Raw genomic sequence first — 24,710 nt, 5'->3', positions numbered from 1 at the left:
GACCTAAGATGATCAACGTGTCCGAGCAGCACGCACCCCGGTCCCTCATCGTCACGCTCTACGGCGCGTACGGCCGCTTCATGCCCGGCCCGGTGCCCGTCGCCGAGCTGATCAGACTGCTGGCCGCGGTCGGCGTGGACGCGCCGTCCGTGCGCTCCTCGGTGTCGCGGCTGAAACGGCGCGGACTGCTGCTGCCGGCCCGTACGGCCCAGGGTGCGGCCGGGTACGAACTGTCGCCGGAGGCGCGGCAGTTGCTGGACGACGGCGACCGCCGGATCTACGCCACGGCCCCGCCGGCGGACGAGGGCTGGGTGCTGGCGGTGTTCTCCGTGCCGGAGTCGGAGCGGCAGAAGCGGCACGTCCTGCGCTCCCGGCTGGCCGGCCTCGGTTTCGGCACCGCCGCGCCCGGCGTGTGGATCGCCCCGGCCCGCCTCTACGAAGAGGCCCGGCACACGCTCCAGCGGCTGCGCCTCGATCCGTACGTGGACTTCTTCCGCGGCGAACACCTGGGCTTCGCGCCGACCGTCGAGGCCGTCTCCCGCTGGTGGGACCTGGCGGCGATCGCCAAGGAGCACGAGGAGTTCCTCGACCGGCACGCGCGTGTGCTGCACGACTGGCAGCGCCGGGCGGACACCCCGCCCGAGGAGGCCTACCACGACTACCTCCTCGCCCTGGACTCCTGGCGCCGTCTGCCCTACGCCGACCCCGGACTGCCCACCCGGCTGCTCCCCTCCGACTGGCCGGGAGAGCGCTCGGCGGCGGCGTTCCGGGAACTGCACGCAAGACTGCGGGACGCCGGGGCGGCCTTCGCGGGCGTGTGACGGCCTGCGGTCACGGTGCGCGCTCCCAGCGCCGCCGTCACGCCGCTCACCCGCCCAGATCGAGCCTCGGCCGGGGCGCGTCCGTGCGGCCCGTGCGTGGCGGCCTGCTGCCCGCGCGGTACGGCTTCGGCCAGGACACGCCCGGGCCCTCGTAGCCCTGTTCGGCCGCCGCGTGGAGGGTCCACTGAGGGTCGTAGAGATGGGGGCGGGCCAGGGCGCACAGGTCTGCGCGGCCGGCCAGGATCAGGGAGTTGACGTCGTCCCAGGAGGAGATCGCGCCGACCGCGATCACCGGGATGCCCGCCTCGTGGCGGACGCGGTCCGCGAACGGGGTCTGGTACGAGCGGCCGAACTCCGGCTGTTCGTCGGCCACCACCTGCCCCGTCGACACGTCGACCGCGTCGGCGCCGTGCGCGGCGAAGGCGCGGGCGATCTCGACGGCGTCGTCGGCCGTCGTACCGCCCTCCGCCCAGTCGGTGGCGGAGATACGGACCGTCATGGGCCGTTCCTGCGGCCACACCCCGCGGACGGCGTCGAAGACCTCCAGGGGGAAGCGGAGCCGCTTCGCGAGGGAGCCGCCGTAGGCGTCGGTGCGGTGGTTCGTCAGGGGGGAGAGGAAGCTCGACAGCAGGTAGCCGTGAGCGCAGTGCAGTTCGAGGAGGTCGAATCCGGCGCGGGCCGCGCGCCAGGTGGCGGCCGCGAACTGCTCGCGCAGATCGGTGAGCTGGGCGCGGCTGAGCGCGCGCGGGGTCTGGCTGTCCGGCCGGTACGGGACGGCGGAGGGCGCCACCAGCGGCCAGTTGTCGGCGGGCAGCGGCTCGTCCATGCCCTCCCACATCCGCCTGGTCGAGCCCTTGCGGCCGGAGTGGCCCAGTTGGATGCCGATCGCGGTGCCCGGTGCCTGGGCGTGCACGAACTCGGTGATCCGCCGCCATGCCTCGGCCTGCCGGCCGGTGTAGAGACCGGCGCACCCGGGGGTGATGCGCCCCTCCTCGCTCACGCACACCATCTCGGTCATCACCAGACCGGCCCCGCCGAGCGCCCGGGCGCCCAGGTGGACGAGGTGGAAGTCGCCGGGGACGCCGTCGACCGCCGAGTACACGTCCATCGGCGAGACGACGACCCTGTTGGGCAGGGTCAGGCCGCGCAGTCGGAACGGGGTGAACATCGGGGGCGTGCCGGGCGGGCAGCCGAACTCGCGCTCCACGGCCCCGGTGAAGTGGGCGTCACGCAGCCGCAGGTTGTCGTGGGTGACGCGGCGGCTGCGGGTGAGCAGGTTGAAGGCGAACTGGCGGGGTCCCTGGCCGAGGTACAGGTCGAGGTCCTCGAACCACTCCAGGCTGGCGCGGGCCGCCCGCTGGGTGGAGGCGACGACGGGTTTGCGCTCCTCCTCGTAGGCCGCGAGGGCACGCGCCGTGGAGTCCTGTTCGGCCAGACAGGCCGCCAGGGCGAGGGCGTCCTCGACGGCCAGCTTGGTGCCGGAGCCGATGGAGAAGTGGGCGGTGTGGGCTGCGTCGCCGAGCAGGACGACGTTGCCGTGCGACCAGCGCTCGTTGACCACCGTACGGAAGGTGGTCCACGCGGAGTTGTTGGAACGCAGCGGCCGGCCGCCGAGCGCGTCCGAGAAGATCTTGGCACAGCGGTCGATCGACTCCCCCTCGTCGAGTTCGTCGAAGCCGGCGGCCCGCCAGACCTCCTCGCGCATCTCGACGATCACGGTCGAGGCGCCGAGTTGATGCTGTGGCCCGGAGGGCCTCGTCGAGGAGTGGTGGTCGGCGGACGGGCGGGCGTAGGGGTAGCCGTGCAGCTGCATCACGCCGTGCTCGGTCTCGGCGACCTCGAAGCGGAAGGCGTCGAAGGCGAAGTCGGCGGCGAGCCAGACATAGCGGCAGCGGTGGCTGGTCAGCCGGGGCCGGAAGACGTCGGCGTAGGCCTCGCGGGTCGTGCTGTGCACTCCGTCGGCGGCGACGACGAGGTCGTACGTCTCCGCCAGCCAGGCCGGATAGGGCGCCTCGGTACGGAAGCGCAGTTCCACGCCGAGCGACCGGCAGCGGTCGTGCAGGATCTCCAGCAGCCGGCGCCGGCCCAGCGCGGCGAAGCCGTGGCCGCCGGAGCGGTGCCGTACGCCCCGGTGCACGATGTCGATGTCGTCCCAGCGCACGAACTCGGCCTTCAGCGCCTCGTAGACCACCGGATCCGCGTGTTCGATGCCGCCGAGCGTCTCGTCGGACAGGACCACCCCGAAGCCGAAGGTGTCGTCGGGGGTGTTGCGCTCCCAGACGGTGACCTCCCTGGCGGGGTCGAGGCGTTTGAGGAGCGCGGCCGTGTACAGGCCCCCCGGGCCGCCCCCGACGACTGCGACCTTCATGGCCACCTCCGTCACCTCCCCCGCCACTTCGGTGCCCGCTTCTCGGTGAAGGCGGCGTGGAACTCGGCGTAGTCCTCGCCGTTCATGAGGAGGGCCTGGGTCGAGGCGTCCAGTTCCACGGCCGCCGCCAGCGGCATGTCCAGCTCCGCCGTGAGCAGCGCCTTCGTCTGGGCGTGGGCGAGGGCCGGGCCGTCGGCCAGCCGGCGGGCCAGCGCGAGCGCGGCCTCGTCCGTGCGGCCCTCGTCGGTCAGCTCGCTGATCAGGCCGATCCGCTCGGCCTCGGGTGCCCGCACCGGTTCGCCGAGCATCAGCAGCCGGGTCGCGTGCCCGAGTCCCACGATCCTGGGCAGCAGATAGGCGGCGCCCATGTCGCCGCCGGACAGGCCGACGCGCGTGAAGAGGAAGGCGAAGCGGGCGGAGGGGTCGGCGATCCGGAAGTCCGCGGCCAGCGCGAGGACCGCGCCCGCTCCGGCCGCCACTCCGTGCACCGCCGCGATCACCGGGAACGGGCACTCCCGTACGGCCCGTACGACCTGTCCGGTCATCCGGTTGAAGTCGAGGAGCTGGGCGGTGTCCATGGCCAGGGTGGCGCCGATGATCTCGTCGACGTCACCGCCGGAGCAGAAGCCGCGTCCCTCGCCGGCCAGCACCAGAGCCCGCACCGAGCGCTCGCGGGACAGCTCGGCGAGCAGGTCCCGAAGGTCGGCGTAGGCGCCGAAGGTGAGCGCGTTCAGCTTGTCGGGGCGGTCCAGGGTGACGACGGCGACGCCGTCGCTGTGCTCGACGCGCAGGTGCCGCCACTCGGTGGTGCGGGCGGCGGAGCCGGTGAAGGGACTCATGAGGGCGGCCTCCTCGGGCGGTGGCGCGGACACTGCCTGACCGGTCTCTACCCCACGAAGCTATCACCGATATGTGACTGTCGTCATGACTGCGCGATAGTCCGGCGTGATGCCACCGTGTGACCGGATCCCGTCATTTCCGTCACCGGACGTCACGGGACATCAATAGCGCGGTAACAGTGGGAGCACACGTGGGAGACGGACCGTTCGGGTGGGTAAGCCGCCTGATGCCGGGGGCTTCGGTTCCCGGACGACGCCCGTCGTGCGTCTTCGCCGGGGGGCGCCGTACCATTCCTCAGGTTGAAAGCAGGACGGCCTGATGTTGATCACAGGAAAGCCTGCGCCATGAACGGACTGACCTTGCACGAACGCCCCTCCGCCTCCGCCTCCTGGCGCATCGCGCTGCCGCACACCGCCGCGGCCGTGCCGGTGGCCCGTGCCCTGGTGCGTACGGCGCTGACCGAGGTGGCGCACGCCACGGACTCCGACACGGCGGAGCTGCTCACCGCGGAGCTGGTGGCGAACGCCGTGGAGCACACCTCGGGGTCCGCTCCGATAGAGCTCGTGGTGGAGCTGCGGCCGACCGGCTGCCAGGTCGAGGTGCACGACCCGGACCCGGTGCCGCCGGGCGACCTGACCCGTCCCGTCGCCGGAGTGCCCGACCCGTGGCAGGAGCACGGGCGCGGCCTGCTGCTGATCCGCGCCCTGAGCTCCTCCTGCGGCCACCGCCCCACCGACTCCGGCAAGGCGGTCTGGTTCAGACTGGCTGCGGTGCCGCCTCAGCGGCGTCCGGCGTGACCTCGGCCTCGGCCGCCGTCGCGGTGACCGTCGCCAGCCGGGAGTTCCGGCGGCCGTAGCCGACGTAGACCAGAAGTCCCACCGCGAGGAACGCGGCGAACTGGAGCCAGGTCGTCCAGCCCGTCTCGTACATCAGGTAGAGGCAGAACCCGACCCCGAGCAGGGGCAGCACGGGGTAGAGCGGCACCCGGAAGGAACGGGCGAGGCCCGGCTCACGGCGACGCAGCGCGATCACGACGACGTTGACCACGGCCATGACGGCGAGCGTGCCGATGGTGCACAGGTTGACCACGGCGTCGAGCGAGGCGAAGGCGGCCGGGACCGCGAACACGACCGCGATGATCAGGGTGCCGACGACGGGCGTCGAGGTCCTGGGCGAGACCTTCTCGAAGACGCGCGGGACGAGCCCGTCCCGGGACATCGACATCAGGATGCGGCTCTGGCCGTACATCACGGCGAGCACCACCGAGGCGATGGCGACGACCGCGCCAAAGGCGATGACGGCACCGCCGACCGTGGAGCCGGTGACCTCGTTCACGACGTACGACAGCGCGGCGGGCCGGCCGCCGACCTGGCCGGCGCCGATGGCACCGATCGCGGCGAGGGCGACCGCGCAGTACAGCAGGGTGACCACGCCCATGCAGACGAGGATCGCCACCGGGATGTCCCGGCGGGGGTTCTTCGCCTCCTCACCCGCCGTGGTGATCGCGTCGAAACCGATGTACGAGAAGAAGGCGGCCGTGGTGCCCGCGCCGATGCCGCCGAGGCCGGCCGGCGTGAACGGGCTGAGGTTGCCGTCCTTGAAGGCGCTGTAACCGATGGCGCAGAACGCGACCAGGATGGCGAGCTTCACCGCGGCCATGGCGGCGGTGGCCCGGGCGCTCTCGCGCACCCCGCGCACGAGCAGGAGACAGGCCATCGCGATGACGATCACGGCGGGCAGGTTGACGACACCGCCGTCGCCCGGTCCGGCGGAGAGCGCGGCGGGCAGCTGGTGGCCGAGGAGACTGTCGAGCAGCTCGTTGACGTACTGGCTCCAGCCGACGGCGACGGCCGAGATGGAGATGCCGTATTCGAGCAGCAGACACCAGCCGACCAGGAAGGCGGCGGTCTCGCCGAGGCCGGCGTAGGCGAAGGAGTACGACGATCCGGAGACCGGGATCGCACCGCCCAGCTCGGCGAACGAGAACGCGGTGAACACGCAGGTGATCGCGGCGAGGACGAAGGAGACCACGACGGCCGGGCCGGCCTGGGCCACCGAGTCGGAGAGCCCGACGAAGATGCCGGTGCCGACGACCGCGCCGACGCCGAAGCAGATGAGCTGGAAGAGGCCCATGGTGCGCTTGAGGCCGTGGCCCGCGCGGTCGGCGCCGGATTCGGCGACGAGGAGGGCAGGGGACTTGATGCGGAACTTTGTCGCGGGAGCGGGCATGCGGGGTGGTGCTCGTTTCTGGTGGTGCGGGTGCGACGGGGATGGGTCGCGTGGCGGCCCCGGAAGGGGTGGTTCCGGGCCGCCGGTCAGAATAGGCCAGATCGGCGGGGGGTCGGGATCGGCCGGGCTGGAGTCGGGATCGGCCGGGGACCAGCCGGGATCGAGATCGACTGAGGGATGACCGGGTCTATCGGGCGAGCGTCGCGACCAGGATCGCCTTGATCGTGTGCAGCCGGTTCTCGGCCTCGTCGAAGACGACGGAGTGGGCCGACTCGAAGACCTCGTCGGTCACTTCGAGGGACTCCAGGCCGTGCGCCTCGTGGATGTCGCGGCCGACCTTCGTGCCCAGGTCGTGGAACGCGGGCAGGCAGTGCAGGAACTTCACGTCCGGGTTGCCGGTGGCGCGCAGGACGTCCATGGTCACCGCGTACGGGGCGAGGGCCGCGATCCGCTCGTCCCAGACGTCCTTGGGCTCGCCCATCGAGACCCAGACGTCGGTGGCGACGAAGTCGGCGCCCAGCACACCCTCGGCGATGTCCTCGGTGAGGGTGATGCGGGCGCCGCTGGTCCCGGCGAGCGCGCGGGCCCGGTCGACGATCTCCTGGGCGGGCCAGTACGACTTCGGCGCGACGATGCGCACGTCCATGCCGAGCAGCGCGCCGGTGACCAGATAGGAGTTGCCCATGTTGAAGCGGGCGTCGCCGAGGTAGGCGAAGGCGAGCTCGCTGAGGGGCTTGTCACTGTGCTCGGTCATCGTCAGCACGTCGGCGAGCATCTGGGTGGGGTGCCAGTCGTCGGTGAGACCGTTGTAGACGGGGACTCCGGCGTACGCGGCGAGCTCTTCGGCGGCGGCCTGACTGTCGCCGCGGAACTCGATCGCGTCGAACATCCGGCCGAGGACGCGCGCGGTGTCCCGTACGGACTCCTTGTGTCCGATCTGTGAGCCGGAGGGGTCGAGGTACGTCGTCGAGGCGCCCTGGTCGGCGGCCGCGACCTCGAACGCGCAGCGGGTGCGCGTCGAGGTCTTCTCGAAGATCAGCGCGATGTTCCTGCCCCGCAGGTACCGTGTCTCGGCCCCGGCCTTCTTGGCGGCCTTCAGCTCGGCGGCCAGCTCGATCAGACCGCGGAACTCGTCCCCGGTGAAGTCCAACTCCTTGAGGAAGTGGCGGCCGGCGAGGGCGGTCGGGACTGTCGCCATGGGGGCGCTCCAACGGGGGGTACGGGGTGCAGGGGCAGAGACGCCTGGAATTCTATACGACGTTCAGCATTTCTATACACGCACCCCTCCCCCGCCCGCCCCCCGCCCCGCCGCACAAGGCCCCCCGCCCCGCCGGACGGACAGCCGCCCGGCACGCCCAGCCGACACAAAGCGGCCGTCCAGCCGACCGAACGACCGACCGCCCGCCCCGCCGCACCAGGCACCAGGCACCAGGCACCAGGCACCCACGATGCACGCCAGCCGACACAAAGCGGCTGTCTAGTCGGCCGAATGGCCGACTAGACAGCGTCCCGTTCCACCGGGCAGCTCATGCAGCGCGGCCCGCCCCTGCCCCGGCCCAGTTCGCTGCCCGGGATCTCGATCACCTCGATGCCCTGTTTGCGCAGATGCGTGTTGGTGGTGGCGTTGCGCTCGTAGGCGACGACGACACCCGGCTCGACGGCGAGGACGTTGCAGCCGTCGTCCCATTGCTCGCGTTCGGCCGCGTGCACGTCCTGGGTGGCGGTCAGGACGCGGATCTCGCTCAGCCCGAGGGCGGCGGCGATCGCGCGGTGCATGTGCTCCGGCGGGTGGTCGGTGACCTTCAGCTCCTTGTCGCCGACGCCCGGTTCGATGGTGTACGAGCGGAGCATGCCGAGCCCGGCGTACTGGGTGAAGGTGTCGCCGCCGACCATCGTCATGACGGTGTCGAGATGCATGAAGGCGCGCCGCTTCGGCATGTCCAGGGCCACGATCGTGCGGGCGGAGCCGGCCGCGAACAGCTTGTGCGCGAGCATCTCCACGGCCTGGGGCGTGGTGCGCTCACTCATGCCGATGAGGACGGCGCCGCTGCCGATGACGAGGACGTCCCCGCCCTCGATGGTGGAGGGGTAGTCGGCCTGCCCCTCGGACCAGACGTGGAACGGCTCGTCGCGGAAGAGCGGGTGGTGCCGGTAGATCGCCTCGAAGTGGACGGTCTCGCGCTGCCGCGCCGGCCAGCGCATGGCGTTGATGGCCACACCGTCGTAGATCCAGGCGGAGGTGTCCCGGGTGAAGAGGTGGTTGGGCAGGGGCCCGAGGAGGAAGTCGTCGAGTTCCATCGCGTGGAAGCGCACGGAGGTCGGCTCCTCGTGCGCCTCCAGGAACTCGCGCTTGGTCATTCCGCCGACGAGGGCCTCGGCCAGTTCGTCCGCGGGCAGGGTCTCGTAGGCGGCGCGCAGGTGGTCGGTCGCGAGCGGGCCGTACTCCTTCTCGTCGAAGACGCGGTCCAGGACCAGCGCCCGGGCCCCCGGGATCGCCAGGGTCTCGGTCAGCAGGTCGCCGAAGAGGTGGACGACGACCCCGCGGTCGCGCAGCACGTCCGCGAACCCGTCGTGCTCGGCGCGCGCCCGGCGCACCCACAGCACGTCGTCGAAGAGAAGGGCGTCCTTGTTGCTGGGGGTGAGCCTTTTGAGCTCCAGGTCCGGCCGGTGCAGGATGACGCGGCGCAGCCGCCCGGTCTCGGAGTCGACGTGGAATCCCATGCCTCCATCCTGACCATCGAGGGGCGCGTTGACCCGTCGCTCGCACATTTACCCGCCCCCTCTCCTTCTCTCGCGCCTCGTCTCACCCGGTTTCCCGAACCCCTTTCGTCCCCTTGACGATAAGCAGGTCTCCCTATTATCGTCGCAGTGACGAGAAAAATGGGGATGGGGAGCAGAGATGGCCGACATCACGCGGCGCCTGGGCTGGCGCCACCTGCGCGGCGCGCCGACGGCGCACATCCGGCACCACCGCTCGGGGCAGACCGTGCACGACGGGCCCGGACTCAGCTTCTGGTTCCGCCCGTTGAGCGCCGCGCTGTCCGAGATCCCGGTGGACGACCGGGAACTGGCCATGACGTTCCACGCCCGCACCTCCGACTTCCAGGACGTGTCGGTGCAGGCCACGGTCACCTACCGGATCGGTGACCCGGCCGTCGCCGCCGCCCGCCTGGACTTCTCGATCGACCCGGACACGGGCGTGTGGCGGGGCGCGCCGCTGGAACAGCTGGGGACGCTGCTCACCGAGACGGCCCAGCAGCACGCGCTGGACGTGCTGGCCCGCACCTCGCTGTCGTCGGCGCTGGTGGACGGGGTGGCGGCGGTACGCGAACGGATCGCGGCGGGCCTCGGCGCGGAGCCGCGGCTGCCGGCCACCGGCATCGAGGTGGTGGCCGTCCGGGTGATGGCCCTGCGCCCGGAGCCGGAGGTCGAGCGGGCGCTGCGCACCCCGGCCCGTGAACAGATCCAGCAGGAGGCCGACCGGGCGACCTACGAGCGACGGGCCGTCGCGGTCGAACGGGAACGCGCCATCGCCGAGAACGAGCTCGCCAGCCAGATCGAACTCGCCCGGAGAGAAGAGCAGTTGGTCGACCAGCGCGGGACGAACGCCCGGCGCGAGGCGGAGGAGCACGCGGCGGCCGACGCGGTACGGGCAGGGGCGGAGGCCGCCCGGGCGGTACGGCTGGCGGAGGCCGAGGCGACCCGGACGGTCAAGCTGGCGGAGGCGGAGGCGGCCCGTTCCGTACGGCTCGCCCGCGCCGAGGCCGAGGGCGCGCGCGAGGTCGGCGAGGCGCGGGCGCAGGCTCAGGCGGCCTGGCTGCGGGTGCACGCCGACGTGGACGTCGCCACGCTGCACGCGCTCACCGGGACGCGGCTGGCCGAGAACCTGCCGCGCATCGACAGCGTGACGGTGTCGCCGGACGTGCTGACGGGGCTGCTGGCCCGGCTGGGTTCGCAGGAGCGGGCGTGAGCCTCGCACCGCGCGCCGTGCTCGTCCACCGCACCACGGAGTACGAGGAACTGGTGGCCCGGCACGGCACGCACGGCCAGGCCGCCTTCTTCCTCGCCTCCCGGGGCCGCGACCTCGAGGAGGTCGCCGAGCGGCACCGCAGGACCCGGCGGGCCCTGGCCGAGGTCGCCTCGGCGGTACCGCTGACCTGGCGTCAGACCCGGGTGGAACGCGGCGACCTGGACCGCTTCCTGTTCGGCCCCGAGGACGTCGTCGTGGTGGTCGGACAGGACGGGCTGGTGGCGAACGTGGCCAAGTACCTCGCGGGGCAGCCGGTGCTGGGCATCGACACCGACCCCGGGCGCAATCCCGGCGTGCTGGTACGGCACCGGGCGCGGGACGCGGCCACGCTGCTGGCGGCCGCCCTCGCCCGGGACACCGGCACCGAGGAACTCACCATGGTCGAGGCCGTCGCGGACGACACGCAGCGCCTGGTGGCCCTGAACGAGATCTACCTGGGCGCCCCCGGTCACCAGACCGCCCGCTACCGCCTGGGCCTCGACGACGACGGGGGTGTCGTCGAGGCCCAGGCCTCCTCCGGCGTGCTCGTCGGGACGGGAACGGGGGCGACCGGATGGCTCCGCTCGGTGTGGCAGCAGCGCGGCGCGGACCTGCGCCTGCCCGGCCCCACCGAGGAACGGCTCCTGTGGTTCGTCCGCGAGGCGTGGCCCTCACCGGCCACCGGAACGTCGTTGGTCGCGGGCGAACTCACGGCCGACGGCCGGCTGCGCGTCACCGTCGAGTCCGAACGCCTGATCGCCTTCGGCGACGGAATGGAGTCGGACGCGGTGCAACTGACGTGGGGGCAGTCGGTGCGGGTGGGGGTGTGCGGGGAGCGGCTGCGGTTGGTGGGGTAGCGGCCGGCTGGGCGTGGGCCTGGAGGCGGCGGACCCGGGAGGCCTGGGGCCGAAAGCCCGGGGCGGCGGGGGCGCCTTCGTCCGCTGGGCTACGGCTGCGTCGCCGGACCCTGTTCACCAACCGGCGGGGGCCACCTGCCGGGCAATGTCTGCAGCAGTTCCGGTCGAGCCAACATTCGGCGGGTCGTGCCGCCCGGGGTGAGGGCGGCCCGGGCGACTATCCAGCCCGCCAGGGCGTGCGGTTCCGCCGGGGCGGCGGCGAGGACGTCGGCGTACTGGGCCAGGGCGGCTGCCGGATCGCCGGCGGCGAGGTGCTCGTCGGCGGTGAGAGGGGCGGCCGGGCGGGTGGCGAAGGCGTGGGTGCTGAGGTCGGGCCAGGGAGTGCGGTCGGGGCGGAACCGGGGGGCGGCGTCCGGCACGGTCGCATTGGACGGTGCGGGTGGGGCGACGTTGCGCAGCCGCCACTCCGTGCGGTGCAGGGTGGCGGCGGTGCGGGCACGGGTGAGGGCCGACGCGGGGACAGGTTCGCGCAGCCAGGTGTCCAGCGTGCTGGCGAGACCCGAGACGAGGGCGTGGCCCTGGCCGGTGAGGCGGCCGCAGGTCAGCAGGGTGCGCGCCACCAGGCGGCACTGCAGACGGCGCAGCGCGAAGTGATAGCCGGCCTGCTCAGCGGCCTCGGAGTGCGCCGCGTGGACCATGCGATCTCGCCAGAAACCCGCAACACCGGTGAACGCGTAAGCGCCGTGCAGGAGTCCGGTGAGATGGCGCGGATCAGCCCGCCAAGGGGCGTAGTAGCGCTCCGCGCGGTCGTCCTCGATGAGAGGGAAGAGGTGGAGGAGGGAGGCCAGTTTGCTGTGCTGGAACTCGTGGACGAGCGTCTCGGCGAGGGCGAGCGCGGAGCTGGGACGGGCGATCACCATCGCGCCGAAGGAGTCGCCACTGGACGCCGACATCCGGACCGTCGCCGGGGCGGGTGGCAGGACTGAGGTGCGACCCCACGGCACCACGGACCGTATCGCCGCCGGATCCAGCCGCCCGGGACCGGTCCCGCCCGGCACGCCGAGCACCGCGACAGCCTCGTCGAACAGCCGCTGCCACGCCTCGGCCTCGGCGCCGTCCAGCCGGGCGGGTGCCACGGGGTCGTCGAGGTCGCGGTAGGGGTCCAGGTCGTCGAGGGTTATCGCGACGGCTCCCGCGGGGCCGACGTGGGTGAGGCTGCGCAGCGGCAGCCACCCGGACGAGTCGTCAGGACCGGCCTCCGGCAGGGGCCACCGGGACAGCGTCTGCCTGTCGCCGACGGCCGCGGCGACCGGCGCCGCTCCCCTGCCGCGCGGCGCTGCCATGGCCAGACGGAGCGTCAAGGTCGCCGGCCTGCCGCAGCGTCCGGGGCCGGTGAGGGCCAGCTCCCCGCTGCTCGTGCGGGCCCGGCCGACCGCCAGCCCCGGTGCCGTGTCCGGAAGCCGGGCCGTGCCCAGGCCGGGGAGATACAGGTCGCCGCCGGTGAGGGGCACCCGCAGGACCGTCTCCGTCCCAGCGCGGAGACAGGCGGCGATCGCCAAGGCGCCCAGGTGGCCCGCTTCCGCCCACACGGGCGGACCCGTAGCGGCGCCGTGCACCCGGCGCAGCATATGGGCGATCCAGCCACCGGTCGCCGGGGCGAGCAGCAGCCGCTCGACCGCGCCGGGGGCCCGCTCGGCGGCGTTCTTGAGAGCGCTCCACGCCTCGGCGGGCGGGCTCAGCGGTGTGGGCAGCTCGTCCAGGCGGTCCAGCAGCGCGCGCAGGAGCAGGAGCCGGCGAGCCCGCTCCCCGCGTTCGAGGAACGCGACGGCCTCCGCCGAGCCTCCTCCGGCAGCCAGGTCGGCGAAGAGCCGATCAGGCATGCGGAGCGGAGTGAGGCGCGGCTCGCTGGACATGGCGGGGACCTCCGGGTCACGGGTGCGGGCGTACGGGGCTCCCGACGAGCCCTCGGGGACCTCGTCCGGACCGTGCCGTCGGGGCGGGGTCTATTCGGCCCGGGCGGTCCCCTCGCTGCCACCCCTGATGCTGCCGCGTGGACGCAGTACCTCTTCGAGGAGGCGGGTGGGGGGACCGGACGGAACGAGATCGTCCAGGGCAGTCAAAGTCAGCCTCGTGAGATCGGCCAGATCCGACTCCCAGCCGTTGGTACCCACAGCGGCGGCCGGTTCATTGACAGCGACTTCGGCGTGGTGCGGAGCGGGCGGCTGGTCCAAGACGTTCCCCCTTCTCACACGGTGGCACGCGATGCCCCGTGTCCCTTTCCATCATGGCCATTCCTGCCCAGGTCGAAAACCGTACGATCGCGCCACTCGATCATTTCTGATCGCGCGGCCGTCTCCCCGTGGCTTCGAACTCCCGCAGGGCCTGCGCGAGTTCCTGCCCGAGGTCGGGATCGTCGTCCACCGAAACCACGGCGTCGAACAGCTCCCACAGCGCCTCCGGACGGCGCCGGGCGAGCCCGGTGAGGATGTTGGCGATGTCCGTGCGGGCCTTGGTGTGGCGGGCCAGCATGCCGACGTCACGAGGGGCCAGTGCGCCGACCACCGTCTGCCGTTCGGCGGGGTCGCCCATCAGCGGATACGCGAGCAGGGCCTCCACGGCCCGCTGCAACGGCGAAGCCTGACGCGGTGCGGCCGGCTGTCCCGCGGGCGGAAGGACCTCGGTGCGTTCGGGGCTCTGCAGGCGGATCTCGGGATGCTGCAGAGTACGGCCCGCGTCCCTGAGGGCCGCGATGCGTGTTCGCACGGCGGGAAACAGTTCCTCCGGATCGGGCAGTTCAGGCAGTACGGCGGCACGGTCCGAGAGGAGACCCAGCAGGACGTCGGAGAAGAGACCCGTGCCGCGTGCGGGATCGTTGGCGGCGGCCCGGCCCCGGCCGGCAGCACGCAGCACGGTCTGCTGGTGGGCGAGGTTGGGCCGCCCCACGGGCAGGGCGTCCGGCGGCAGCGGCTCCCGGAAGCCGAGGACCTCCTCAAAGGTCTCGCAGGCGTCCACGATCCACAGCTGCCGGGTGAGGGCGGGCACGGCGTCGCCGGCGTACCGGGCGAGCGCAGAGTCCAGGTCGATGCTCAGCTTGTCGGCGGTGGTGGCATCCTCGCAGAACAGACGCAGCCGGCCGTCCCGGTCGAGGACGCCGTGGCCGCCCCACCACACCCACAGGATCTCGCCCTGTGCCGTGGGCAGTTCGCGGACGAGCGCGCGGCGCAGCGTGGCCTGGTCGGCGGGCGCGTAAGGGACGTCCGGGGTGTAGGGCGCCAAGGGGGCGAGGTGAAGACGGAGCCGGTCGTCCGACACACCGCTGTCGCGCAGCATCCGGTGGAAGCGCACGGCGTCCCGGGCCGGTCCCGGCAGGTCCCAGGCGGGGCCGGCGTCGTAGGCCTCGACGCCGACGATCAGGGCGTGCACACGGGCCGGGTCGACGCGGGCCGGAAGCGGCTCCGGACCCTTCACGGCAGCCGGTCCACAATGTGCCGGTAAACCGCCGGATTGGTCCAGTAGGCGCTGTGCGCGGCCGGGAACGGCTGGCGGTTGTCGACGGCCACGTCCGTGACGCGGCCCAGGAACAGGCCCGCGCCAAGGTAGCCGAGCAGGTCACGGGGGTCGTACACATTCAGCCAGTCGGGAACGTGTGGCGGCAGGAGCGCAGGGTGTTCGAGGGAGGGCAGGGAGCCCGACTCGTACAGGAATGGCCCTTGGGAGCCGACGGTCACCAGCAGCCGGACCTGGGGCAGCGGGGCGGACACCAGGGTGTCAAGGGCGATGATGCCGCCCAGGCTGTGCCCGACGAGCGCGACGGGCGGCTCCAGGCCCGCGACGATGCCGCGCAGGTCGGCGCGGACGGCCGCGCCGCGGCTGAGGTAGCGCAGGATGTCCCCGGCAGCAGGGTGGGCGGACTCGGTGAGAGCGCGGCGGCGGCGTATGACGGCACGGGAGGCGGCCGAACCCGCGGCGCGCAGCAGCAGGGAGCGCAGCCCGCGCTCCGTGCCCCGGCCCGATGCGCCGAGGGCTTCGGCGAGCTGCTCGGTGACGGCGTCCCGGGTGTCTCCGTCCGGCATGAGCGGGGCGTCCGCAGCGAGGGCGTCGGCGATCAGACGGGCGGTCAGGCTGCGGGCGGCGACGGCCGCGAGGTCGTCCGCGTCCAGGACGCCGGCGGCGAGGCCGAGCAGCGGATGGGCGGCCAGGTCGGTGGCGGCGCGAGCCAGCCCTGGGCCCAGGTCCGCAGCGGGTGTCTCGCCCCGGGCGGCGAGAGCGGCGAGCTGTGCCTGGAGCTTCTGCTGCGGCGGCACGAAGCCGGGCGGCCGCTCGGTCATCGATTCCGCGCGGGCGGCCGCGAGGGCGAGTTCGGCGTACGGGTCGGCATACAGGGCGGCCCAGGCGGCGGTCGTGTCGTCGTCGGTGCCCGGTGCCGCCGGGGTCTCGGCCAGGCCGCGGGAGGTGCCCGTCTCCGGGGGCAGGCTGGCTCCCCCAGCAGCGAGCGTGGCGCCGTGCGTGCCGCCCCAGTAATAGGGCACGATGCGAAGTCCGTCACGCAGCGTGGTCAGTCCGGACGCCACGCGCCCCGCCAGCGCAGAGAAGCCCGGTTCCCGAACCCCGGTCCCATGGATGAAGACGACCGCCGTCATATGCCCCCCGTGACACTGGTGCCGCGCCTTGTACGACTGTCGTTGCGACGTCAAGTTACCAGTATCGTAAGAAAGTTGTGGTCGAGCAAAGGTGCGAGACCACCCGTGGCCGGACGACCGGCCCCCGTCAACCGGACAACAGGGGGACACCGTGAGCCCTGATGCAATGGTCATGCATTTCGTGGGCGCCTCAGCCCTGATCCTGGTGGTCGCGCACGCTGCGGGTCATCTGGCCCGGCGGCTGAAACAGCCCTATATCGTGGGACAGTTGATGGCGGGCATAGCGCTCGGCCCCTCACTCCTGGGCGCGGTGGCACCCGGCGCCTACGAGGCGCTCTTCCCTACGGGGATCGGCCCGGCGATGACCGGTTTCGCCCAGTTCGCCCTGGTGGTGTTCCTGTTCGCGGTGGGCTACGAGCTCGATCTGAAGGTCCTGGGCGACCGGGCTCGTTCGGCGGTGACCGTGGCGGCGGCGGCGTTCGCCGTCCCGATGGCCGTGGGCTGCGGCTGTGCGCTGCTGTTCCAGGACCAGTTGCGGCACTTGGACATGCCGCGGCATCTTTCCACCCCCATGGTGGTGTTCGCCGGTGTCGCGCTGTCGATCACGGCGGTCCCGGTACTGACGGCGATAGTCCGGGAGAACGACCTGTCCCGCTCGGTGCCCGGCGTGGTAGCGGTGTCCGCGGCCGGTCTGCTCGACGTGATCGGCTGGACGGTGCTGGCCGGAACGCTGTTGGAGAGCGGTGGTGAGCAGTCGCTGAGCTGGCGGTGGCGGGCGCTGCTTGCGATCGCCTTCATCACGCTCATGCTCGTGGCGGCGCGGCCGCTGCTGCGCAGGCTGCTGTGGGGCACACGGATGGAACCCTCACTCCGGTTCGCGCTGCTCATCGGCTTCGCACTCGGTTCGGCCTGGGTGACGCACTTCCTCGGCCTGCACGTGATCTTCGGCGCGCTGCTCGCGGGTGCGGTGGTGCCGCGGGAGAAGGGCGGAACCCTCGATCCGGACCTGGTACGGCCTCTGCACGACGTCGGCTCCCTGCTGCTGCCCTTCTTCTTCGTCGTCTCGGGCCAATCCGTCGCGTTCGACAGCATGGAGGCCACGGGGTGGGTCGCCCTGCTGCTGGTGACGGTGCTGGCGGTCGCGACGAAGATCGGCAGCAGTGCGGTGGGGGCGCGGCTGAGCGGCCTGGAGCGGAACGACGCATGGACGGTCGGCATCCTGATGAGCACTCGCGGCCTCACCGAGCTGATCGCCCTCAACGCGGGGTACCAGGCACACCTGCTGAGCAAACCCCTCTATACGGTCCTGGTCTTCATGGCTCTGGCCACCACGCTCCTCACCCAGCCGTTCCTCCTGCTGGTCCAGCGACGGTCACGCCCCGGCACCGTCTCGCCGTCCCGGGACACCGAAGCCCCCCTGGTACTCCGGCACCCGCAGGACGAGGGCGGCACCGCCGCGCAGCCGGCGGCGGACGTCGGGTGACGTAGGACCGCGGCAGGAGCCACGCCCGAGCCGGGCGTGGCTCCTCGGGCACTACAGCGGCATCGGGGCCATGTCGCACTCGATGCGCCGACGCTGGCGGGCGGCCAGGAGCCAGGGGTGGTCGGCGCGGACCACCTGGGTGAAGCCGTCCACCGCCTTGCGTTGCAGCTCGTCCGCCTCGATCCCACGGCCCAGGCCGCGCAGGTCGAGGGAGAGGTTCGCGGTGCAGGACAGGGTCAGTGGATGCTGCTCGCCCGCGACCTCGGTGAGCACCCGCAGGTTGGCCTGGTCGATCTCGTGCGCCCGCTCGAAGTCCAGGCGGGCGTAAGCCGTGTTGGCCTGGCCGATCACGACGGTCAGCGCGGTGATGTGGCGCGGGCCCAGCGTGCCGGTCAACCGGCGGACCGCATCGTCCTCCAGTTCCTGCGCGGTGTCGAGGGCGCCGAGCGCGCGCAGGTTGGCGGCCAGATTGGCCTTGGTCAGCAGGGTATACGCGTGGTTCTCGCCGAGGCGCTGCACGAATCGCCGCAGGGTCGCCTCCGCAAGCTCGCGGGCCCCCTCGAGGTCTCCGGCCAGGCGCATGTCGACGGACACGTTGGCCGCCGTGGCAACGGAGTCGAAATGGTCGAGGCCGTAGCGGGCGACGAAGCGCCGCAGCGTCTCCTCGGAGAGCTTGGCGGCCTCGGAGAGTGCCCCGTCACGGCGCCGGCACACCGCGAGGTTGCGGGCGATGCGCAGGGTGAGCGGGTGCTCCTCACCCAGCGCGCTGCGCGCCCGGCGGTAAGCGTCCTCCTGGAAGTCACGGGCGTTGGGGTAGTCGCCGCTCTCCCGCATGTCGATGGCGAGGGCGTTGAGGGTGTTGAGGGTGAAAAAGCTGGCGGGGCCGAACAACAGCTCGCGTTGCCGGGCGTTCTCCTGGTCCAGCGGCAGCGCCTCCTTGAACTGCCCGCACAGCCGCAGGTCGACGCCCAGGGCGTGGGTGGCACGCAACGTCATGGGGTCGTCGGAGCCGAACAGCGACCGGGCCAGCTCGGCGGCCTCCCGGGTCAGGTCACGGGCCTCCTCGAACCGGCCCTGATAGCCGCGGGCGTCGGCCATCTCGCACAGAGAGTCGATCAGGTCCTCGGGGTCGACCTCGATCCGCCGGGAGACGTCCAGGGCCTTCTCGGTGAGCGGGATGGACTCCGGGACCTGCCCGATCTGGCGCAGCAGGAACCCCAGGCTCTTCGTCATCCGGATGACATGGAGGTTCTCCTCGCCGGAGGCAGCTAGCCAGGCGCTCCAGGCCTGCCGGGCAAAGTCCGCGGCACCTTCGTGGTCGCCCCAGTAGTAGAGGAACCACACGGTATCGAAGACCAGTTCGCGCACATAGGTGTCGGTGCTGGTCACGGCCTGCGAGGTGAGTACATGAGGCAGCAACGCCTGGTAGGCGCGCCACTCCAGCGAGGACCCGGAGGGGCCCGGCTTGGCCGCCGACAGCAATTGGTGTGCCGCGTCCCGCATGCGCTCCCGCTCCCCCGGTCCCAGCTTGGCCAGGAGCACGGTCTGGAGCAGACGGTGCATCTGCAGGGTGTCGGAACGCGGGTCCACCCTGATCAGGGAGAACTGGCTCAGGTCGCGGACAGCACGGTTCAGTTTGATCGACTCGCGCAACAGCGGATCGACCTCGGGCGTGACGTTGACGCCCCGGCTGCCCCGCAGCATGGACCGTGGGATGGGCTCAGGCGCCATGCTGGCGCAGATGTCCAGCAACTGCCGGGCGCCCGGGTTGTTCTGCTGGATCCGCTCCAGTGAGATGTCCCAGGCGGCGGCGACGGAGACCGGGTAGTCGACGTTCGGCTCGAGGTCGAGGATTTCCGGGCTTCGCTCGGTGAGCAGCTCGAGGTACTCGTCGACGAGCATGCCCGTGACGGCGTGCCAGGCGCCCGCCTGCTCCACCGCGAGCGGCAGGTCACCGAGTGCCTCGGCGAGCCGGTCGGCGTCCTCGGTCGTCAGATCGGGTGAGCGCTTCTGGAGCAGCTCGATGGACTCCTCACGGTCGAAGACGTTCACCGGCAGCGGGGTGGCGACCCGCTCCCAGGCGCGGTTCCGAGAGGTGACCATGACCTTCCCCGGCCCGTTGGTGGGGAAGTAGCTGCGTACCGCCTCGACGTCCTCGGCGTTGTCGAAGACGAGCAACCAGTTGTCGTACGGCGCTCCGGAGCGCAAGGCGTCGAGGACGGCGGGCACGGCCGTGTTGGCGGCGGGCGCGCCCAGGCTGTCCTGACCGGCCGGGGCGACGCCCAGCTGGGCGGCCAGCTGGGCCAGGGCGGCCAGGATGAGACTCTCCCGTTCAGCGGGGATCCAGCAGATCACCTTGAAATCACGCTGGTGGGTGTAGATGTACTCCAGGGCCAGCTGGGACTTGCCGACACCGCCGAGTCCGTGCAGGGCATGCGGCAGCACGGCCGCCGTGTCCTGAGATCCGAGCTGCTCCTCCACGGCCCTCAGCAACGTCTGGCGGCCGACGAACGACGTGTTCCTTAGGGGAACGTTCACCAGAAGGGCCGGCGTTGCGGTCGTGGTGCTCTGCATGAGCGGCTCAGCCTCCGGGGCTTCGTGTTGGATCTCGTCGGTTGCCAGGCTCGGCACGGGTTCTCCAGGTTTGTCGGGGACGTTCGACGGTGGGAGGCTTTCCCCTCCGCTGGGCGCGTCCCCGTTGTTCACCCCACCGGGCGTACCGGCGGGGAAACCCGCCGCCACCCGTTCGGGCCTGCGCGGCACCTGGGGAGTCGGCCCGGAGATATTCGGTTCGATGCGCTTGGCGCGTTCGGAGTACGGCCCCGAAAGCGCGCGCATCACGGCAAGTTCGCTGCGTGCCCAGCCGCGCTCGGCCGGGTCGGGCAGCGTGGCGCCCATCGGGTCGCGCAGGGCGGCGCGCAGCGCGACTCCCCGCTCGCCCGCAGCAGGCAGTTCACCCACCAGGCTGACAGTGCGAGCGAGTTGACTGCGAGTGGTGGTGGCGAGCAGCGCCTCGCGCACGCCGTCGGCAAATTCGGGTCGGCCCTCGCCTCCGCTGTCCCAGTCGATCAGGCCGCCCATGAGGATCTCGGCGAGGTGGTCGGGGCCGGTCTCCGGCATGGTGCGCCGCCGCAGTTGTTCCACGAGGTCGAACTCGAACGGGACGGCGGCGAGCTGGGTGGCGAGGCGGCGGGCGGCCGGGGTGGCGAGGGTGAAGAAGCGGCGTACGGCGGCGGTGGCGGCGCGCGGGAAGCGCGGGGCGCGCAAGCCGGGCGCGGGCGCACCCTTGGTGAGGGTGCCGGCAAGGACGACGGGCAGCGCACGCCGTACTCCGCGTTCGCCGGTGACGAGGTCGGCCCAGGCGGCGAGGGAGCCTGGCTTCAGGGACAGCACGGGCACCACGACGGCGCCGTCGTCGGTGTCGGGCAGCGGCCGCAGGGGGTCGGGACCGCCGGGCGGGGCCCAGTGTCCCAGGCCGTCGTTCGGAGCGCCGAAACCGCCGGCCTCCAGGACCGCCTGGTAGGGGTACAGCGAGGATCGGTGGCGCAGGTGGGGCGGGAGCAGGTGGACGAGAGCGGTAGGACCGGCGTGGGCAAGCCGTCCTAGCAGTTCGTCGGCGGCGGGAGCGGCCCAGCCGTGGGCGAGTCCGTCTGTGACGACCAGGAAGACACGGCCGCCGCGCCCGTCGAGCAGCTCGGCGGGGTCCGCGGCAACCTGTCCGGTGCCGCGGCGCAGGGTCGCCCGGCCGGTGCGGGGGACGTTGACCGCGACGGTGCGCACGCCGCGGAAGGCACCGCTGTGCTCGGCGGCCTGGGCAAGGCGGGCGGCGGTGTCCTCCCAGATCCGCATGGTGGGAGCGTCGTCGGTGAGCAGCACCAGATCGAAGGCGGAGGTGCGGGCGGGACGTAGGAAGGGCATCCATAGGCCGTCCGCGACGCCCTGCTCGGCGGTGGCCTCCTCGTCGAGTTCCAGGATGTCGCGGGACGGGATGCGGCGGGCGAGCTGGTGCAGGGCACGCGCGAGCAGGGCGGTACGGCGGCCGGGCCCGGGCCGCTCCGGTTCGGCGGCGGGCAGCAGCGGCGGCCCGACGTGCAGCCTGAGCCGGCCCTCGGGGTCGGGTAACAGCCGGGGCGCCGGGGCCGGTGGCACTGCGGGGGTGCGCGGTCCGGGCCGGGTGGTGTGCGTCTCGGGCGTCTCCGACGGGAACTGCACACCGGGCGGGCGCGGGTCGTCGAGCGGGGCAGGAGTGCGTACGCCCCCGGCGCTCGCGGGCGCGTCCGGCTGCCGTACGTCCTCGGTGTCCTGGATGTTCTCGGCACCCTCGGGCGCCTCGAGGCGCACGGGCCGCGGTCGGGCACGTCCGCCTCCGGGGCCCTGGGACGGGGCCTGCCGCCGGTCGCTCTGCGGGCCACCGTGGCGGGCCCAGTAGGCGGCCAACCAGACCGCGTCGGCGACCTCCTGCCAGCGGGGGCCGGCCTGTTCCCCGGAGAACTCCCGCGCACGGAAGTGGGCATCGGAGTCGGGGGCGACCGAAAGGCCCTCGGCAGGCTGCAGCGGGGCTGCGTGCTCGCTCGCGTACAGGGCGGACGCAGCGAACGCCGAAGGAGGCGACGACCCCGATACGGGATCCCCGTCGCCGAGTCCGGATGCGTGCTCCCGGGGGAAGCCGGTCATTCAGCGGCCCTTCGCGAGGTCGCGGAGGAGCATTTCCACGAGCTTACGCCCGTCACCGTCGGCCTGGAAACCACCCACGGTAGTCATCTGGACAGCGTTGAGTAGCTGATCGAGGGAGTGGGTGCCGCCGGCCTGGACGCGTTGCACGAACAGGTCCACCAGGTCTTCCGTGCCCTGCGGCCGGGCGCCGAGGTGCCCCTCCACCATGGCCAGAAGCTGCTCCCGGGTGGGGGTACGCATCTCCAGCGGCAGGCAGCGCCGCCGGAAGGCCGCGGGAAATTCGCGTTCCCCGTTACTGGTGATCACCACGACCGGGAACTCCCGGCACTCGATCCGGCCGCCCTGGACGAAGGCACGACCCCCGGGGTCGCTGGTGTGGACAAGCGCCTCGTCGGCGGCGTCGCGCACCAGTTCCGGGACGTCATAGGTTCCGTTCTCCAGGACGTGCAACAAGTCGTTCGGCAGGTCGATGTCACTCTTGTCGAGCTCGTCGACAAGAAGCACCCGGGGACGATCGTAGGGCAGCAGCGCGGTACCCAAGGGACCCAGGGTGATGAACTCACCGAGAACTGGGGATAGTTGACGACCCCGCAGAGAAACCGCCGGGTTGACGTCGGCGTCGGCGGCCCCGTCGGTCCCGTTGCGCAGCCCGGCCTGCCAGGCAGCGATGGCCTGGGCGCGCCCCATGGCGTCATGGACGTACAAGCCGTCCCGCAGGGCCGTCCGGCTGACGATGTTCCATTCCAGGACGCGGCCGAGACCCAGTTCCCGCGAGACGAGGTAGGCGAGGGTCGACTTGCCGACGCCCGGCGGGCCGGTGATCAGCAGGGGCCTGCGCAGCAGCAGGGCCGCGTTCACCGTGTCGATCTCGTCGGCGCCGAGCTGGGGGGTGATGACGTGGGGGCCCAGGCGGCGCACCGCGGCCTGCGGGTCGTCCGGCGGCGCGGACTCCGGCGGGCCGCCTCGGAACCGGCGCCAGGGCGGCGGCTCCGGCAGAGGCGGTGGGGCGCCGTCCGGTACGCGGCCGGTGGCGTGGAACACCCGCCAGCCGTTCGGGGCCGTCTGCTCCTGCGCACTCATACCGGTGCCTCCTCGCTGGCGAGATCGCCGGGGTCAGTGGTCTGGATGTCGACGAGCCGAGTTGGATCGTCCCAGAAAAAGCCGATATGTCGACCGAGTAGGAGGTGAGGGCCCCGCGCGTTGAGCTCGGCCTGGCGGCGCAGCCTGTGGATGGCCATCGGGATCTGCGCCGGAACGGGAGCGGCCGCGAACACCGCGGTCACCACTTCGCGCACTTCCTCGACGAAGATCCCTCTGCGGTCCCAGATGGCGAGCCCTATCCCTTCCGCGATGGCGGCCTTGAAGGCCTCCAGGGCGAAATCGCCCACCGGGGCGTCCAGCACCACTGCCGTATGACTTGATTCCCCGGCGAGCTCGGTAAGCCACGTGTCCAGTCGTTCGGCGTCGGTCTCGCTCCAGCCATGCACCGCGACGCCGTGCTGCCGCAGGGTGCGCCAGCGCTCCTGCCACTGGCTGCGGGCCAGTGCGTCCTTGGTGCGCATCCGCTCCAGACTGCGTAGGTGCACCCCGTACTTGAGACCGAGCGGTAATGGACGTCCGTCGCCGATTCTGAACGTCAGACCCGCCACATCGTGGTTGAGGAGTTCATATGGAAGAACGAACTCGACGTACGGCGGTTGCTGTCCGTCGCTCCTCGCCGTGTCGTGCTGATCCGCCCAGAGCCGGGCGCCCTGCCGTAACGCGCTCTCAACGGCCGGTCCGAGTCCGTCCAGAGTGGTGGTGACCGGTTCGCCGGGCTGTGGATCCCAGTGACCGGGTGCGCTGTTGAGCCAGGAGCGGACGACGACCTCGCCGGTTCCGTCGTGGGCGGGCTCGACCGCGACGATGAGGGAGCGTGGAATGTCCGAATCGCCCGCCGCAGTGGTCCGTAATGTGCGGCGCTTGCCCAACTCAAGGAGCACGTCCGCCCGTTGGGCCCAGTCGTCGACCCAGTCGGCCAGGGCCACGCGATGCCCGGGCGCCGAGGCGAGCCGGGCCGCCAGGTCGAGGAGGAGCACCGCCGGCGGCAGGCCGTCCGGCTGGGTGTTCCACTCCAGGACATGGGTGAAGAGCTGGTCGACGGAGAGCCCGGCGGGGAGGTCGAGGCCGTTGAGCTCGTCGACCAAGGCGTCCCGCAGCCGAGCTGTGGGCAGTTCGCCCCGGGCGAGCGCGATCCGAGCGTTCTTCTCGTCGTCCCTCGACAGCGGTCCCGGCGGTGTCCCCGGGCCGGCCTGCGGGGCCGCGGGGGTGATCAGCCGGTCGAGGTCGTCACCGGCCGGGGCTCCTTCGAGAATGCGAACCACGCCGATGAGTACGTGCTCCCCGCCCGCCACGCTCAGCGCCGCGCGGACCACGGCCACCACGTCCTCGCGCAGCCGCACACCGCGCACATCCACCTGGCGGTTGAGCTGATCCCCCAGCACCGCGGCGAACTGCACGCGCCCCTGAGCATCCTCCATGCAGCCCAGCTCGCACAGGGCGTCGGTCAGCTGTGACAGCAGCAGAAGGCCTCGGGTGCGCCCTGAAGCGTCCTCGGGCTCGCCGAACCCCGTGCCTGTCCCCACCGACCTTCCCCCTGAGCCGGTACATCTGCCTGACCGACCAGCGAAGTTAGCACGGCAACCAGCGGTTAACCAGGGACCAATGGGACCGGAATCATGCCGTCCGGCCAGGTTCGTCGGATGAGGGACGAACCTGGCCGGAGCTGATCGACGATCCGTCGTGACGGT

General features: G+C 72.1%; 16 protein-coding genes. 5 read left to right on the top strand and 11 right to left on the bottom strand.

Annotation, left to right across the window (positions count from 1 at the left end; all coding sequences use genetic code 11):
- Positions 1–8: 8 nt before the first annotated feature.
- Complete coding sequence (locus ACFV0T_RS31830; protein WP_385786686.1) at positions 9–821, top strand: PaaX family transcriptional regulator C-terminal domain-containing protein; 813 nt, start codon at positions 9–11, stop codon at positions 819–821.
- Positions 822–867: 46 nt separating this feature from the next.
- On the opposite strand, the gene ACFV0T_RS31825 is transcribed toward ACFV0T_RS31830, so the two are convergent.
- A complete protein-coding gene (locus ACFV0T_RS31825) occupies positions 868–3,189 on the bottom strand; it encodes a bifunctional salicylyl-CoA 5-hydroxylase/oxidoreductase (RefSeq protein ID WP_385786683.1) in 2,322 nt (773 codons plus the stop codon).
- A gap of 11 nt (positions 3,190–3,200) precedes the next feature.
- Complete coding sequence (locus ACFV0T_RS31820; RefSeq protein ID WP_385786680.1) at positions 3,201–4,028, bottom strand: enoyl-CoA hydratase family protein; 828 nt, start codon at positions 4,026–4,028, stop codon at positions 3,201–3,203.
- Positions 4,029–4,373: 345 nt separating this feature from the next.
- Between ACFV0T_RS31820 and ACFV0T_RS31815 the strand changes: the two genes are divergently transcribed.
- A complete protein-coding gene (locus tag ACFV0T_RS31815; protein WP_385786677.1) occupies positions 4,374–4,826 on the top strand; it encodes an ATP-binding protein in 453 nt (150 codons plus the stop codon).
- Here ACFV0T_RS31815 and ACFV0T_RS31810 read toward each other — a convergent pair.
- The 3 genes from ACFV0T_RS31810 to ACFV0T_RS31800 form a co-directional block, all read right to left on the bottom strand.
- The gene (locus tag ACFV0T_RS31810; RefSeq protein ID WP_385786674.1) at positions 4,786–6,258 is read right to left on the bottom strand and encodes an amino acid permease; all 1,473 of its coding nucleotides are present in this window, start codon (positions 6,256–6,258) and stop codon (positions 4,786–4,788) included. The two genes, ACFV0T_RS31815 and ACFV0T_RS31810, sit on opposite strands and share 41 nt — an antisense overlap.
- Before the next feature lie 187 nt (positions 6,259–6,445).
- A complete protein-coding gene (gene argF / locus ACFV0T_RS31805; protein ID WP_385786671.1) occupies positions 6,446–7,456 on the bottom strand; it encodes an ornithine carbamoyltransferase in 1,011 nt (336 codons plus the stop codon).
- Between the two features lie 299 nt (positions 7,457–7,755).
- Positions 7,756–8,979, bottom strand: a complete 1,224-nt coding sequence (locus ACFV0T_RS31800) for an arginine deiminase (RefSeq protein WP_385786668.1) — start codon at positions 8,977–8,979, stop codon at positions 7,756–7,758.
- 178 nt (positions 8,980–9,157) lie between these two features.
- On the opposite strand from ACFV0T_RS31800, the gene ACFV0T_RS31795 reads away from it, so the two are divergent.
- Positions 9,158–10,228 carry an SPFH domain-containing protein gene (locus tag ACFV0T_RS31795; RefSeq protein WP_385786665.1) on the top strand — a complete coding sequence of 357 codons (1,071 nt, stop codon included), beginning with the start codon at positions 9,158–9,160 and terminating at the stop codon, positions 10,226–10,228.
- On the top strand, positions 10,225–11,124 hold the full coding sequence (locus tag ACFV0T_RS31790; protein ID WP_385786662.1) for a hypothetical protein: 900 nt from the start codon (positions 10,225–10,227) through the stop codon (positions 11,122–11,124). Before ACFV0T_RS31795 ends, ACFV0T_RS31790 begins: the two co-directional genes overlap by 4 nt.
- Before the next feature lie 89 nt (positions 11,125–11,213).
- Here the strand turns inward: ACFV0T_RS31790 and ACFV0T_RS31785 are convergent, their stop codons facing one another.
- The 3 genes from ACFV0T_RS31785 to ACFV0T_RS31775 all read right to left on the bottom strand — a co-directional run bounded on the left by ACFV0T_RS31785 (position 11,214) and on the right by ACFV0T_RS31775 (position 15,695).
- Positions 11,214–13,004, bottom strand: coding sequence for an HEXXH motif domain-containing protein (locus ACFV0T_RS31785; protein ID WP_385786659.1), 1,791 nt, complete (start codon positions 13,002–13,004; stop codon positions 11,214–11,216).
- Between the two features lie 451 nt (positions 13,005–13,455).
- The gene (locus tag ACFV0T_RS31780; RefSeq protein ID WP_385786656.1) at positions 13,456–14,592 is read right to left on the bottom strand and encodes a caspase family protein; all 1,137 of its coding nucleotides are present in this window, start codon (positions 14,590–14,592) and stop codon (positions 13,456–13,458) included.
- Positions 14,589–15,695 (bottom strand): alpha/beta fold hydrolase, encoded by a 1,107-nt coding sequence (locus ACFV0T_RS31775; RefSeq protein WP_385786653.1) that lies wholly within the window; start codon positions 15,693–15,695, stop codon positions 14,589–14,591. Before ACFV0T_RS31775 ends, ACFV0T_RS31780 begins: the two co-directional genes overlap by 4 nt.
- 220 nt (positions 15,696–15,915) lie before the next feature.
- Here ACFV0T_RS31775 and ACFV0T_RS31770 point away from each other — a divergent pair, with 220 nt between their 5' ends.
- Entirely contained in the window at positions 15,916–17,247 is a 1,332-nt protein-coding gene (locus ACFV0T_RS31770) for a cation:proton antiporter (protein WP_385786650.1), read from the top strand.
- A 51-nt stretch (positions 17,248–17,298) separates the two neighbouring features.
- Here ACFV0T_RS31770 and fxsT read toward each other — a convergent pair whose 3' ends face one another.
- From fxsT to ACFV0T_RS31755, 3 genes are read right to left on the bottom strand one after another with little or no spacing between them, the layout of a single operon-like run.
- Positions 17,299–21,921 carry an FxSxx-COOH system tetratricopeptide repeat protein gene (fxsT, locus tag ACFV0T_RS31765; protein WP_385786647.1) on the bottom strand — a complete coding sequence of 1,541 codons (4,623 nt, stop codon included), beginning with the start codon at positions 21,919–21,921 and terminating at the stop codon, positions 17,299–17,301.
- Entirely contained in the window at positions 21,922–23,001 is a 1,080-nt protein-coding gene (locus ACFV0T_RS31760; protein ID WP_385786644.1) for an AAA family ATPase, read from the bottom strand.
- Entirely contained in the window at positions 22,998–24,545 is a 1,548-nt protein-coding gene (locus ACFV0T_RS31755; RefSeq protein ID WP_385786642.1) for a hypothetical protein, read from the bottom strand. The genes ACFV0T_RS31760 and ACFV0T_RS31755 overlap by 4 nt, the downstream gene beginning before the upstream one ends.
- Positions 24,546–24,710 lie beyond the last annotated feature (165 nt).

This window comes from Streptomyces sp. NPDC059582 (genome assembly GCF_042735715.1).
Lineage (GTDB): Bacteria > Actinomycetota > Actinomycetes > Streptomycetales > Streptomycetaceae > Streptomyces.
Note: the sequence above shows the minus strand (reverse complement) of the source record. Positions and strands in the feature narration are given on the sequence as shown.